This is a genomic window from Lawsonibacter sp. LCP25S3_E2, from assembly GCF_052117285.1.
Classification (GTDB): domain Bacteria; phylum Bacillota; class Clostridia; order Oscillospirales; family Oscillospiraceae; genus Lawsonibacter.
Genome location: NZ_JBQKJL010000001.1, coordinates 313,168 through 326,321, shown reverse-complemented (window position 1 = coordinate 326,321; position 13,154 = coordinate 313,168). Strand labels below are relative to the sequence as shown.

Here is a 13,154-nt window from a genome sequence, read left to right as displayed (position 1 = left end):
AAGGAGGTGTGCCACTATGATCAACAGACCCGATACTCGTTCTCAGCGTATCAAGCGCCACAAGCGCGTGCGTGCTAAGATTTCCGGCACGCCCGAGCGTCCCCGTCTCAATGTCTTCCGCAGCGAGACCAACATCTATGCCCAGATCATCGACGATGTGAACGGCGTGACCCTGGTTTCCGCTTCTTCCCTGGAGAAGGACTTTAAGGTAGATGGCACCAAGTCCGATGCCGCCAAGCAGGTGGGCATCAATGTGGCCGAGCGTGCCCGTGCCAAGGGCATCGAGAATGTGGTCTTTGACCGCGGCGGCTATGTGTACCATGGCCGTGTGAAGGCTCTGGCCGAGGGCGCCCGTGAGGGCGGCCTGCAGTTCTAAGGGAGGAGGAAGAATAAATGCCTAGATTTGAGAGAGAGCCCAGCGAGTTCGTTGAGAAGCTGGTCTATCTGAACCGTGTTTCCAAGACCGTCAAGGGCGGCCGTGTGGCCAAGTTCTCCGCCCTGATGGTAGTCGGCGATGAGAAGGGCCGCGTGGGCTTTGGCCTGGGTAAGGCCGCCGAGGTGCCCGAGGCTATCCGCAAGGGCATCGAGGAAGCCAAGAAGAACATGATCACTGTGTCCCTGTCCGGCACCACCATCCCCCACGAGGTGATCGGTGAGTTCGGCGCCGGCCGCGTGCTGATGAAGCCCGCCGCCGCCGGTACCGGCGTTATCGCCGGCGGCCCCGTCCGTGCCGTGATGGAAGCCATCGGCATCAAGGACATCCGTACCAAGTGCCTGCGTTCCAACAATCCGCAGAACGTGGTCTCTGCCACCTTCGAGGGCCTGAAGGCTCTTCGCACCCCCGAGGAAGTGGCCCGCGTGCGCGGCAAGAGCGTCGGCGAGATCTTGGGTTAAGGAGGGCTAAAAATGGCTAATCTGAACATCAAGCTGGTCAAGAGCCTGAACGGCCGCATCGCCAAGCACAAGGCGACTGCCGAGGCCCTGGGCCTCCGTAAGATCGGCGATACCACCGTACAGCCCGACAACGAGGCTACCCGCGGCAAGATCGCCCACATCGGCTACCTGCTCCAGGTCACCGAGGAAAACTAAAAGGAGGCGCGAGAAATGAATCTGCATGAACTTTCCCCCGCCGCCGGCTCCAACACCAAGGCTTACCGCAAGGGCCGCGGTGCCGGTTCCGGTAACGGCAAGACTGCCGGCCGCGGTCACAAGGGCCAGTGGGCCCGCAGCGGCGGCGGTGTGCGCGTCGGCTTTGAGGGCGGCCAGATGCCTCTGGCCCGCCGCCTGCCCAAGCGCGGTTTCCACAACATCTTTGCCAAGCCCCTGGAGGCTGTCAACGTCTCCGTTCTGGAGAAGTTTGAGGACGGCGCCGTGGTCAACGCCCAGGCGCTGCTGGAGAAGGGCGTTCTCTCTAAGTGCGAGTACGGCGTCAAGATCCTGGGCAATGGCTCCCTCACCAAGAAGCTGACCGTCCAGGCTTCCGCCTTCTCCGCCTCTGCCAAGGAAAAAATCGAAGCTGCAGGTGGTAAGGCGGAGGTGATCTGACCATGATCGAAACGATCCGCAATGCTTGGAAGGTGCCTGAGCTGAAGAAGAAGATGCTCTTTACCATTATGGCGCTTCTGATCTTCCGTCTGGGCTCCGCCATTCCGGTACCCTATATTGATTCCGCTTCTCTGGAGACCTATCTGTCTACCCAGAGCGGGACCATTCTGGGCCTGATGAATGCCATGAGCGGCTCCGCTTTCTCCATGGCGACGGTCTTTGCCCTGTCTATTCAGCCCTATATCAACAGCTCCATCATCATCCAGCTGTTGACCGTGGCCATCCCCGCTCTGGAGCGGCTGGCCAAGGAGGGCGGCGAAGAGGGCCGCAAGAAGATCGCTTCCATCACCCGTTATACCACCGTGGCCATCGCCCTGCTGCAGGGCTTCGGCTACTACACCCTGATCAAGAGCTATGGCCTGGTGAACGGCGGCACCCTGCCTGCCTTCTGGGTGGGCGTGGTCATCGTCCTGTCCTTCACCGCCGGTTCTGCCTTCCTGATGTGGCTGGGTGAGCAGATCACCGAGTTTGGCATCGGCAATGGCATTTCCATCATCCTGTTTGCCGGTATCGTCTCCCGCTTCCCCCGGATGGTGTCCGACACCATCACCGGTGTGACGGTTTGGAACAACCTGAACAGCGGCGCGGTCACCGAGGATGTGCTGGTGGATGCCGGCCTGACTGCCGAGCAGGCTGCCGAGCAGATCAAGGCCATGCAGGCCCAGGCTCTGGCTCCCTGGCTGATCCCCCTGATCATCATCGGCATGCTGGCTCTGGTGATCTTCATTGTGTTCATCTCCAACGCGGAGCGCCGCCTGCCTGTGCAGTACGCCAAGCGTGTGGTGGGCCGGAAGATGTACGGTGGTCAGTCCACTCACATCCCCATGAAGGTGAACATGAGCGGCGTTATGCCCATCATCTTTGCCCAGTCCATTGCCTCTCTGCCTGCCACCATCGGCGCTTTCGCCGGCTGGACCGTGGAGAGCGAGGGCTTTGGCGGCAGCCTCATGCGGCTGTTTGACACCAGCAAGCTCTTCTACAGTGTGCTCTACTTCCTGCTGATCGTTGGCTTCAGCTACTTCTATGCCACCATGCAGTTCAACCCCATTGAGGTGGCCAACAACCTGAAGAAGAACGGCGGCTTCATTCCCGGCTTCCGTCCCGGCAAGCCCACCGCTGACTTCATCACCAAGGTGCTGTCCAAGATCACCATGTTCGGCGCTCTGTACCTGTCTGTGGTGGCCATCGCCCCCATTGTCACCGGTAACATTGTCAGCTACCACTCCCTGGCCATTGGCGGTACCTCCGTCATCATCGTGGTGGGCGTGGCGCTGGAGACCGTGAAGCAGATGGAAGCCCAGATGCTCATGCGTCACTATAAGGGCTTCCTGGAGTAAGGAGGGAACGGCTTATGGGTATGAAACTAATCTTGTTGGGCGCCCCTGGCGCTGGCAAAGGAACCCAGGCCGAGATCCTCAGTGCGAAGCTGGGAATCCCCACCATCTCCACCGGAAACATTCTCCGGGCTGCCATTAAGGACCAGACCCCCATCGGAATGGAGGCCAAGTCCTATATGGACGCCGGCAAGCTGGTGCCCGACTCCGTGATCATCGGAATCGTGGCCCAGCGCCTGGAACAGCCCGACTGCCAGGCCGGCTTTATCCTGGACGGGGTGCCCCGCACCATCGGCCAGGCGCAGGCCTTGGATGCCGCAGGCATTACCTTCGACCACGTGCTCTCCATTGAGATTTCCGATGCGGAGATCGAGGAGCGCATGGCTGGCCGCCGGGTGTGCCAGAGCTGCGGCGCTCCCTATCATGTAAAAGCCAAGCCCCCCAAGCAGGAGGGCGTGTGCGACAGCTGCGGCGGTCCTCTGGTTCAGCGGGACGACGATAAGCCTGAGACGGTGCATCACCGCCTGGAGGTTTACCACGCTGAGACGGAGCCTCTGAAGGGCTACTATGCGGAGAAGGGAATCCTCTCCCCTGTGGACAATCAGAGCACCATTGAGGCGACCACCGACGTAATCATGGAGGCGCTGGGGATCTGATGGCGCTGGAAATGATTTCATTAAAATCCCAACGGGAAATTGAGGCCATGCGCCGGGCTGGACGGATCACTGCCCAGGCCCGCGCCCTGGCCGGCTCCATGATCAAGCCGGGGGTCACCACCCACGAGATCGATACTGCGGTGCGCCGCTTTATCGAAAGTCATGGAGCAAAGCCCTCTTTCCTGGGCTACGCTGGATTTCCGGGTTCGGCCTGTATCTCGGTGAACGAGGAGGTCATCCACGGAATTCCAGGCCCCCGAAAGCTGAAGGAGGGGGACATCGTCAGCGTGGATGTGGGCGCCTTCATCGGCGGTTTCCACGGCGACTGTGCCGCCACCTACGCCTGCGGGCAGATCAGCCCCGAGGCGCAGAAGCTGATCGATGTGACTCAACAGAGCTTTTGGGAGGGCATCAAGCTGGCCCGCAAGGGCTTCCGGGTGTCCGACATTGGCCACGCGGTTCAGGAATATGTGGAGGCCAACGGATTTTCTGTGGTTCGCGACTTTGTGGGCCACGGTGTGGGCGCAAAGCTCCACGAGCCCCCCGAAGTGCGCAACTTCGGCCCTGCCGGCCACGGTCCCCGGCTTTTGCCTGGGATGACTCTGGCGGTGGAACCTATGGTCTGCGCGGGGGACTGGCAGGTGAAGGTGCTGGCCGACAAGTGGACCACCGTGTCCCTGGACGGCTCTCTCACCGCCCACTATGAAAATAGTATCCTCATTACGGACGGAGAACCGGAGATCCTGACGGTTACTGAGGATGGAGCCTATGTATAATTACACAGGCCAAGTCGTCCGTGCTACCGCCGGACGAGACAAAGGGGATCTGTTCTGCGTGGTTGGAATGGAGCAGGAACGTCTGCTTCTGGCCAACGGAAAGAGGCGCAGAGCTGCCCGCCCCAAAGCGAAAAAGCTGGGGCATGTGCAGGTGTTCTCAGAGCAGGAATATGACCACCCCACCATCCAGAAGCTGAAACAAGGAGAACCGGTGTCAGACCGGGAACTGAGACGGGCGCTGGCCGCCTTCAAGGAGGGATTTAAGCTTGGCTAAAGACGATATGATCGAGTTGGAGGGCGTCGTAACGGAGGCCCTGCCTAACACCACATTCCATGTGGATATCGGAAACGGCCACATCATCCTGGCACATATTTCCGGCAAGCTGCGCATGAACTTTATCCGCATCCTGCCTGGAGATAAAGTGACCATTCAAATGTCGCCCTACGACCTCACCAGAGGCCGTATCACCTGGCGATCTAAGTAACTATCAACGACCGCGTTGTTTCGTTGGTTTGGAGCCTTGCCTCCAAAATGGCGGCCACAGGCCGCCCCGCGCAGCGTGAGCCCAGCGTCAGCGGGTCACGATGCGAGAGGAGGAGCGGCATAATGAGCGAACCTTCCCGCAGGGGGAGGCGAGGGATGTGAAGCCCGCGACGACGAGACGACGACGGGGCCATTCAGGCATTCATAGGAGGTTTTAACAATGAAAGTCAGACCGTCCGTGAAGCCCATGTGCGAGAAGTGCAAAGTCATTAAGCGCAAGGGCAAAGTCATGGTAATTTGCGAAAACCCCAAGCATAAGCAGAGACAAGGTTAATTGGAGGTGCTGTAAAAAATGGCTCGTATTGCCGGTATTGACCTGCCGAGAGAGAAGAGAATCGAGATCGGCCTCACTTATATCTACGGCATTGGGCGCACCAGCGCCAACAAGATCCTGGCCAAGGCTGGGGTAAATCCCGACACCCGCGTGAAGGACCTCACCGAGGACGATGAGGCCAAGCTGCGTGAGGTCATCGCCCACGAGTACACCGTGGAGGGCGACCTGCGCCGTAATGTGGCCATGGACATCAAGCGGCTGACCGAGATCGGCTGCTACCGTGGCATCCGCCACCGTAAGGGCCTGCCTGTGCGCGGCCAGCGGTCCAAGACCAACGCCCGTACCCGCAAGGGTCCCAAGCGTACCGTCGCCAATAAGAAGAAGTAAGGAGGGATACACATGGCTGCTAATACCAAGGCTAAGAAAGTGGTGCGTAAGCGCCGCGAGCGTAAGAACGTAGAGAGGGGCCAGGTGCACATCCGCTCCTCCTTCAACAACACTATGGTCACCGTCACCGATTCCCAGGGCAACGCCCTGAGCTGGGCTTCCTCCGGCGGGCTCGGTTTCCGTGGCTCCCGTAAGTCCACCCCCTTTGCCGCTCAGACTGCCGCCGAGACGGCTGCCAAGGCCGCTATGGAGTATGGCCTGAAGACCGTTGAGGTCTTTGTCAAGGGCCCCGGCGCCGGCCGTGAGGCCGCCATCCGGGCTCTGCAGGCTGTGGGCCTGGAGGTCACCCTGATCAAGGACGTGACCCCTGTTCCCCACAACGGCTGCCGTCCCCCGAAGCGCCGCCGTGTCTGATCGTGAAAAGGAGGTTTTGACAGATGGCTAAAAACATGCAGCCCATTGCCAAGCGGTGCAAGGCTCTGAACCTGTCCCCCGCCGCCATGGGCTATGACAAGAAGACTACCAACCGCAACCCCAAGGGTCAGATGCGCAAGAAGCAGTCTGAGTACGCCATGCAGCTGACCGAGAAGCAGAAGGTCAAGTTTGTCTACGGCATCATGGAGAAGCAGTTCCATATGTACTATGAGAAGGCCTCCCGTATGCCCGGCAAGACTGGCGAGAACCTGCTGACCATGATCGAGCGCCGCCTGGATAACGTGGTGTATCGTCTGGGCTTTGCCAAGACCCGCCGCGAGGCCCGTCAGCTGACCACCCACGGCCACTTCACCGTGAACGGCCAGCGGGTGGACATCCCCTCCTACCTGGTGAAGGCCGGTGACGTGATCGAGGTGCGCGAGAAGAGCCGCTCCTCCGTCAAGTTCAAGGGCCTGCTGGGTGAGGACGCCCCCGTGGTCAACCTGCCCAAGTGGCTGGACCGGGCCAAGAATACCCTCCAGGGTACCGTCGTTGCCATGCCCACCCGGGAAGACATTGACTTCCCCGTGGAAGAGCACCTCATCGTCGAGCTGTATTCTAAGTAATTTTCTCTGCCTGCTCCGGCCAATTTTGGCCGGAGCGGTCAGCCCAAACAGACTTAGACAACCCTCAGATATTGGTGAGCTGAATGAAGCGGCGCAGGAGCGCCGCCGAGAAAAGGAGGGTATCCTAGCATATGGTAGAAATTGAAAAGCCCCGCATTGAATGCGTGGAAAACCCCGGCGATGCCTCTTACGGCAAGTATGTGGTTGAGCCCCTGGAGCGCGGCTACGGCACCACTCTGGGCAACTCCCTGCGCCGGATCCTGCTGTCCTCTCTGCCTGGCACCGCGGTGACCTCCATCAAGATCGCCGGCGTCCAGCATGAGTTTACCACCATCCCCGGTGTGAAGGAGGACGTCACTGAGATCGTCCTGAATGTGAAGGGAATCATTGCCAAGCTCTACTGCGAGGGCGTGAAGACCGTGCACATTGAAGCGGCCGGCGAGTGCAAGGTAACGGCCGGAGACATCAAGGCGGATGCCGATGTGGAGATTCTCAATCCGGATCTGCACATTGCCACCCTGGGTCCCGATGCCACCTTGTCCATGGAGCTGACCCTGTCCCACGGCCGGGGTTATATCCCCGCGGACAAGAACAAGTCCGCTCAGTCCGTCATCGGGGTGATCCCCGTGGACTCCATCTACACCCCTGTGCGCAAGGTCAACTACACCGTGGAGAACACCCGTGTGGGCGACGCCACGGACTATGACAAGCTGACCCTGGAGGTCTGGACCAACGGGACCATCGATGCCCGTGACGCCGTCTCCCTGGGCGCGCGCATCCTCTGCGACCACTTCACCCTGTTCACCGATCTCAGCGAGACCATGGGCAACAAGTCCACGGTGGTGGAGAAGGCGGAAGCCCAGCGGGATAAGGTGATGGAGATGACCATCGACGACATGGACCTGTCCGTGCGTTCTTACAACTGCCTGAAGCGGGCCAACATCAACACGGTGGAGGATCTGATCTCCAAGACCGAGGAAGAGATGATGAAGGTCCGGAACCTGGGCCGTAAGAGCCTGGAAGAGGTCATCAACAAGCTGGCTATGATGGGCCTGTCCCTGGCCAGCGAGGACAACAACCAGTAATAAATCTTAGGTTTATTACAAAGGGCAGCGAGGAAGGTATGTAACGTTCCGCTTCCCGTGCGGCATCTGCCGTCCCGGAGACGGGTGCCCCGGCCTTTGGCCGAATGAACGAATTTAAAAAGGATCTCGCCACGCGAGGTCGAAGGAGTGTTTCTCATGTCTCAGAAGAACCGTAAGCTGGGCCGTACCAGCGATCAGCGTCGTGCTATGCTCCGTGCCATGGTGACCTACCTGCTGGAGAATGGCCAGATTAAGACCACTGTTACCCGCGCCAAGGAAGTCGCTCCCGTGGCCGAGAAGATGATTACTCTGGCTAAGGACAACACCCTGGCTTCCTACCGTCAGGCTCTGGCCTTCGTCACCAAGGAGGACGTGGCCAACAAGCTGTTCAAGGAGATCGGGCCCAAGTACGCCGACCGTAACGGCGGCTACACCCGCATTGTCCGCATTGGCCCCCGCCGCGGCGACGCCGCCGAGATGGCCATCATCCAGCTGGTGTAATCACAAATGGTGTATAAATCCCGGTCCGTTTGGACCGGGATTTTTATTGCCCCTTTGTATGGGGCAGAGGGGACAGAAACGGAGGCTGCAGAAAGAAAGGCTTTTTTTGACCGGCTGAATTTGCTATAATGACAGCCAGAAACCACGCAACATTGGGAAAGGAATTTGCCTATGAAGATCATCGATGCCCACCTCCACCTTTTTCCGCAGGACGAGGCCTGGGCGGAGCGGACGGCCCAAGCTGTTGGACACCACAACAATTGGGACCACCTGCGCAAGGTATACGGGGAACTGAATTTTGTCCACGGGGTGGTCATGGGCAACCGCAGCCTGGAGCCAGCGTACCACCAGTACCCTTCTGACCTATTCCACTACTGCATCGGCCTGGACAGTGTACTGATGGATAAGGGGCAGCGGGTTGTCCCCAATTTGTATGAAAAGGTGGAGGAAAATCTGAAGCAGGAGGCCTGCTGCGGCGTAAAGCTTTACCCTGGATATAATAAGATCTGGCTGTCGGATTCCATATATACGCCCATTTATGACCTGGCCGCGCGCTATGATAAGCCGGTGGCCGTCCATATGGGGCTGACCGCTCAGCGGGGGGCCCATCTGAAATACTGCCATCCCCTGGCCTTGGATGAGGTGGCAGCGGACCACCCCAAGACCCGCTTTGTCATGTGCCACTTTGGAAACCCCTTTTTGGAGAGTGCGGCTGCGGTGGTGGAGAAAAATGCCAATGTAGCCGCCGACCTGTCCGGTCTTCTGGAGGGCCGGGTGGATCTGGAGCAGTATTTTCAGCAGCAGGCAGGATATGCAGGGCTGCTGGCCACATGGCTGACCGCGATTGGACAGTGGAAGGATATTCTGTTCGGTACCGACTGGCCCATTGTCAATTTGGGAGAATATGTGGAATTTATCCGCCGCCTGGTGCCGCAGGAACATTGGGAGGACGTCTTTTTTGCCAACGCCAACCGGATTTACGGTCTGGGGCTGTAAAAAAACCGTGTCTGACAAATTCGTCAGACACGGTTTTTTCGTTGGAAAAGAAGTCAGGACTCCCGTGCCACAATGACCCGGACCCGGCCGCCCTGGGAATCCTCCTTGTCGTACCAGGCGGTGAGGGTGAAGTCACCGTTCTGGGCACGGCTCAGACTGGACAGGAAGTATTGGCTGCCCCGCTGCTCGTAGACCACCACCTGATCGGACAGGGTATACTTCCGGTTGCCGGCAGCAAACTGATTGCCCACGATCTGGCCCGGCTCGGTAGCGGTGAGGGAATACATCCGGTCGGGGTTGTCCGCCTCGCCCAGAACCTGAATGGGACCGGTGACTACCCGGAACCGAGTGGTGGAGTTGGGGATGGTATAGGAGGTGCCGCCCACATCATAGCGGTAGGTGTAATATTTGTGGACCCCCTCTCCCTGCTCTTCCAGGAAGGTAAGAACACCGTATTGATACATATCCCCGGTGACCTCCTCCAGAATCAGGGTGTCGATCTGACCCAGACCATTCAGGGAGTAATAGCGGACCATGTCTCCGGTGAGATTGATACCGGCCAGGCGAGTGGGATAGAGGGTGATGCCGTACTTGCCGCTCACGTCCAGAATTTCCACATCCTCGGCAAAGGTGTACTTGCCCAGCTTGGTGCCGTCGGCGCTGACCTTGCCGGTGAGGGAGTCGGAAGAAAGCCCGCGCAGAGAGACCTCATTGTTCTGGTTGACGCTGGCCCGGACGACGCTGCCGGCTTGATAGGCGCCTTGGCACTGATATTGATAGGTCTGTCCATCGGTGGCCAGCATGGTGACAGTCTGGGCGGTGTAGGTGCCGCCGTTCCCGTCCGGGTAGGAGGTTTTTTCTACCGAGAGGACCAGACCCACCCGGTCTCCGGCGCTGGCGCTCACAGCGGCCACAGCGGCCACGCCGCCCGTCCGGCCCAGCAGCAGCGTGACAGTGTCTCCCAGGCCGTACTGTCCCAGATCGGATAGGGCGTAGGCGGCGGAGGAGGTCTCAATGGAGTAGGTGCGCCCGGCCACGGTCACAGAGGTGGGATTGGAGGCGGAGGGCTCCAGGGCCTGGATGGGGCCGGTGATCTTCTGGGTGTAGGCCCAGACGGTACCCATAGAGGCGTTCCAATAGACCAGGTCGTAGTCCTGAATGTCAGACAAAGAGACATAGGCACCCCCGCGGATGACCTTGGAAGGGGTGAAGGGAAGGGCGGACTGCCAGCCCTGCTGTGCCACTACCGGACCTTCCATCGCCCCATTGACCAGGGCGAGCAGGTCCACCTGGCCCGCATTGTTGAGGGAATACCCCAGGGTGGTGAGATAGGCTGCGCCGTCCTTGGTGGGGGCGGAGAGCAGGTTGTAGAAGAGATACATGGCATCCTGCCGGGTGAGCGGGGCGGTGGCAGAGGCGGCGGAGACGCCCCGGTCCAGCCGCAGGCTGCGGTAGAGGGCTAACTGCCCTGTGGGATAGGCACCGGTAAAGTCCTCCGGGCCATAGCCCAACAGCGGAAGAGCCATGGAGACACCCTCCGCCAGGGTGATTTCCTTGTTGGGACGGAAGGTGCCGTCACTGTATCCGGAGACAAGGCCCTGGGAGACTGCCGCCTCCACAAAGCCGGAGGCCCAGTGGCTCCGGGGCACGTCAGGATAGGGAGAGGTGGCCGCCTGGCCGATCTGGCTGCCGCCGGGGGTGGCCCGGACCAGCATAGTGACAAATTCCGCACGGGTGACCCGGCTGGAGAGATTCAGATTCCCCTGGTCATCGCCGGAGAAAATGCCCAGGGCCGAAAGTGCCTGCAGGGCATCCTCCTGGGGCACCGAAGCGGGAGCGGCCAGGGCGGGAAGGGCCAGTGACACGCTAAGGCTCAGGGCCAGGAGAAGTGTGAAAATCCGTTGTTTCATTCCAAAAACCCCTTTTCAAATGGAACTATCCACATGGTTTTGTTTCTATTCGAAGAAGCCGATCAATCGTAGCGCAAAGCGTCAATGGGATTGAGTTTGGCGGCCTTGTTGGCAGGCAGGTAGCCAAAGAGGATTCCGATGCCCACCGACACACCGAAGCTGATGGCTACCGAAGCAAAGGTGGGGGTAGCGGAGAAGGTGGCACCGTTCATCTGGGCGGACAGAGAGGCCCCCAACAGAGAGCCCACCCCTGTGGCCAGCAGGTACCCCAGGCCGATGCCCAAAAGGCCGCCCACAGCAGAGGTGGTGCCTGCCTCGATGACAAACTGGCGGCGGATGTCCTTGCGCTTGGCGCCCAGGGACTTGCGGATGCCGATCTCACGGGTGCGCTCAGTGACGGACACCAGCATAATGTTCATAATTCCGATGCCGCCCACCAGCAGAGAGATGGCCGCAATGGCCACCAATACCCCGATGGCTACGCCCATCATGGCGTTGATCATATTGGCCTGCTCCTCCATGGTCTGGATGTAGTAGGCCTCCGGGTCCTGAAAATAGGAAAACAGGTACTGGTCAATGACCTGCTTGGCGGCGCTGGCGGTGGCGCCGGAGGTGCTGGTAAACATATAGAGGGTCACATACCGCTCTCCCATGATCTCCAGGGCGTTCTCATAGGGGATGTACAGCTGATCGTCCGCTCCCCCCTCCTGCATGTTCTCCTGTACCTGCTCCAGCACACCGATGACGGTGTAGCGGTTACCGTCAATGGAGAGGGTCTGTCCCAGGGCGCTGCCCTCAAAGAGCTCCTGGGCCAGATAGGCGCCGATGACGCACACGTTCTGCCTGCGTGCCACATCCAGGGCGGAGAGAAAACGGCCCTGGGCCAGCTTTTCGCCCCCGTCAATGGTGGAGCGGCTTACGCTGTTGAACATGACCTCGCTGACGCCGTACAGCTTGCTCTTTTCCAGCTTTTCATCGCCCCGGCGGATCATGGGTTGGAGGCTTACATAGGGAGAGACTCCGGAAAGTACGTCCGGGTGCTCCTCCACCAGCTTGTACATATCCGCCGGGTCCAGGTCCATGGTGCTGCCGTCTCCCCTGCCCCAGGTGTAGGTGACAATGGTGTTGATGCCCAGCTTGGCCACCTGCTCATCGATCATCTTCTGAACTCCGTTGCCCAGGGACAAAATGACAATGACCGAGGCCACGCCGATAATAATACCCAGCATGGTGAGGATGGAGCGCATTTTACTGGCAGCCAGGGATTTGACGGCCAGGCGGAAGGATTGTCCGTAATTCATAGGCTGTCCTCCTCTCCTTCCCCATCGCTCCCTGGCTGTACCACGGCACGGGGGTCGTGGGCGTCGCCGTCGTAGATAATTTTTCCGTCCTGGAGGCGGATGATCCGGTCGGCCCGGACGGCAATGGAGTTGTCATGGGTGATGAGGACTACCGTGTCCCCCTCCCGGTTGAGCTTTTTTAAAAAGCCCAGCACCTCCCGTCCGGTGCGGGAGTCCAGCGCACCAGTGGGTTCGTCAGCCAGAATGACCGAGGGGCTGCCCGCCAGGGCACGGGCAATGGACACCCGCTGCTGCTGGCCGCCGGAGAGCTGGCTAGGCAGGTTCTTGTGCTTTTCCGCCAGGCCCACCCGTTCCAGGGCGCGGATGGCCCGAGCCCGGCGCTCGTCGGCGGGAAGGCCTGCATAGAGCAGGGGGAGCTCTACATTTTCCAGCACAGACAGCTTTGGGATCAGGTTGTACTGCTGGAAAATGAAGCCCAGCATCTTGTTGCGGATCTCCGCCTGCTGGTCGTCGTCCATGGTGGACACATCCACCCCGCCCAGGTGGTAGGAGCCGGAGGTGGGCACGTCCAGACAGCCGATGATGTTCATGGCGGTAGATTTGCCTGAGCCGGAGGAACCCACAATGGCCACAAATTCCCCCTGGTCAATGGCAATGTTTACTCCATCCAGGGCGTGGACGGTCTCCTCCCCCATCTGATAGATTTTGTAGACGTTTTTCAGTTCAATGAGATGGTTCACCGGTC

General features: G+C 59.7%; 19 protein-coding genes. 16 read left to right on the top strand and 3 right to left on the bottom strand.

Annotation, left to right across the window (positions count from 1 at the left end):
* Positions 1–16 precede the first annotated feature (16 nt).
* From rplR to ACTQ3R_RS01610, 16 genes are all read left to right on the top strand, one after another.
* Positions 17–376, top strand: coding sequence for a 50S ribosomal protein L18 (gene rplR, locus ACTQ3R_RS01685; RefSeq protein WP_441777426.1), 360 nt, complete (start codon positions 17–19; stop codon positions 374–376).
* 17 nt (positions 377–393) lie between these two features.
* Complete coding sequence (gene rpsE / locus ACTQ3R_RS01680; RefSeq protein WP_441777427.1) at positions 394–894, top strand: 30S ribosomal protein S5; 501 nt, start codon at positions 394–396, stop codon at positions 892–894.
* A gap of 12 nt (positions 895–906) precedes the next feature.
* Complete coding sequence (rpmD, locus tag ACTQ3R_RS01675) at positions 907–1,089, top strand: 50S ribosomal protein L30 (RefSeq protein ID WP_118641835.1); 183 nt, start codon at positions 907–909, stop codon at positions 1,087–1,089.
* Between the two features lie 15 nt (positions 1,090–1,104).
* Positions 1,105–1,545 carry a 50S ribosomal protein L15 gene (gene rplO, locus ACTQ3R_RS01670; protein ID WP_441777428.1) on the top strand — a complete coding sequence of 147 codons (441 nt, stop codon included), beginning with the start codon at positions 1,105–1,107 and terminating at the stop codon, positions 1,543–1,545.
* A 2-nt stretch (positions 1,546–1,547) separates the two neighbouring features.
* Positions 1,548–2,942: a preprotein translocase subunit SecY gene (gene secY, locus ACTQ3R_RS01665; protein ID WP_441777429.1), complete on the top strand. Its 1,395-nt coding sequence runs from the start codon at positions 1,548–1,550 to the stop codon at positions 2,940–2,942.
* Positions 2,943–2,962: 20 nt separating this feature from the next.
* The gene (locus tag ACTQ3R_RS01660) at positions 2,963–3,595 is read left to right on the top strand and encodes an adenylate kinase (RefSeq protein ID WP_441777743.1); all 633 of its coding nucleotides are present in this window, start codon (positions 2,963–2,965) and stop codon (positions 3,593–3,595) included.
* 11 nt (positions 3,596–3,606) lie between these two features.
* On the top strand, positions 3,607–4,371 hold the full coding sequence (gene map, locus ACTQ3R_RS01655) for a type I methionyl aminopeptidase (protein WP_441777744.1): 765 nt from the start codon (positions 3,607–3,609) through the stop codon (positions 4,369–4,371).
* Complete coding sequence (locus ACTQ3R_RS01650) at positions 4,364–4,645, top strand: KOW domain-containing RNA-binding protein (RefSeq protein WP_441777430.1); 282 nt, start codon at positions 4,364–4,366, stop codon at positions 4,643–4,645. Before map ends, ACTQ3R_RS01650 begins: the two co-directional genes overlap by 8 nt.
* On the top strand, positions 4,638–4,856 hold the full coding sequence (gene infA, locus ACTQ3R_RS01645; protein ID WP_023346491.1) for a translation initiation factor IF-1: 219 nt from the start codon (positions 4,638–4,640) through the stop codon (positions 4,854–4,856). Before ACTQ3R_RS01650 ends, infA begins: the two co-directional genes overlap by 8 nt.
* A 219-nt stretch (positions 4,857–5,075) precedes the next feature.
* Entirely contained in the window at positions 5,076–5,189 is a 114-nt protein-coding gene (gene rpmJ / locus ACTQ3R_RS01640; RefSeq protein ID WP_008982609.1) for a 50S ribosomal protein L36, read from the top strand.
* 18 nt (positions 5,190–5,207) lie between these two features.
* Entirely contained in the window at positions 5,208–5,576 is a 369-nt protein-coding gene (rpsM, locus tag ACTQ3R_RS01635) for a 30S ribosomal protein S13 (RefSeq protein ID WP_441777431.1), read from the top strand.
* A 12-nt stretch (positions 5,577–5,588) separates the two neighbouring features.
* The gene (gene rpsK, locus ACTQ3R_RS01630) at positions 5,589–5,990 is read left to right on the top strand and encodes a 30S ribosomal protein S11 (RefSeq protein WP_441777432.1); all 402 of its coding nucleotides are present in this window, start codon (positions 5,589–5,591) and stop codon (positions 5,988–5,990) included.
* Between the two features lie 23 nt (positions 5,991–6,013).
* Positions 6,014–6,616: a 30S ribosomal protein S4 gene (rpsD, locus tag ACTQ3R_RS01625; RefSeq protein ID WP_441777433.1), complete on the top strand. Its 603-nt coding sequence runs from the start codon at positions 6,014–6,016 to the stop codon at positions 6,614–6,616.
* Positions 6,617–6,747: 131 nt separating this feature from the next.
* Complete coding sequence (locus ACTQ3R_RS01620) at positions 6,748–7,701, top strand: DNA-directed RNA polymerase subunit alpha (RefSeq protein WP_441777434.1); 954 nt, start codon at positions 6,748–6,750, stop codon at positions 7,699–7,701.
* A 156-nt stretch (positions 7,702–7,857) separates the two neighbouring features.
* Positions 7,858–8,202 (top strand): 50S ribosomal protein L17, encoded by a 345-nt coding sequence (gene rplQ / locus ACTQ3R_RS01615; RefSeq protein WP_441777435.1) that lies wholly within the window; start codon positions 7,858–7,860, stop codon positions 8,200–8,202.
* Positions 8,203–8,373: 171 nt separating this feature from the next.
* Positions 8,374–9,198 (top strand): amidohydrolase family protein, encoded by an 825-nt coding sequence (locus ACTQ3R_RS01610; protein WP_441777436.1) that lies wholly within the window; start codon positions 8,374–8,376, stop codon positions 9,196–9,198.
* Between the two features lie 53 nt (positions 9,199–9,251).
* On the opposite strand, the gene ACTQ3R_RS01605 is transcribed toward ACTQ3R_RS01610, so the two are convergent.
* The 3 genes from ACTQ3R_RS01605 to ACTQ3R_RS01595 all read right to left on the bottom strand — a co-directional run bounded on the left by ACTQ3R_RS01605 (position 9,252) and on the right by ACTQ3R_RS01595 (position 13,149).
* Positions 9,252–11,108, bottom strand: coding sequence for an S-layer homology domain-containing protein (locus ACTQ3R_RS01605; RefSeq protein ID WP_441777437.1), 1,857 nt, complete (start codon positions 11,106–11,108; stop codon positions 9,252–9,254).
* 62 nt (positions 11,109–11,170) lie between these two features.
* A complete protein-coding gene (locus ACTQ3R_RS01600; protein ID WP_441777438.1) occupies positions 11,171–12,409 on the bottom strand; it encodes an ABC transporter permease in 1,239 nt (412 codons plus the stop codon).
* Positions 12,406–13,149, bottom strand: coding sequence for an ABC transporter ATP-binding protein (locus ACTQ3R_RS01595; protein ID WP_441777439.1), 744 nt, complete (start codon positions 13,147–13,149; stop codon positions 12,406–12,408). The genes ACTQ3R_RS01600 and ACTQ3R_RS01595 overlap by 4 nt, the downstream gene beginning before the upstream one ends.
* Positions 13,150–13,154 lie beyond the last annotated feature (5 nt).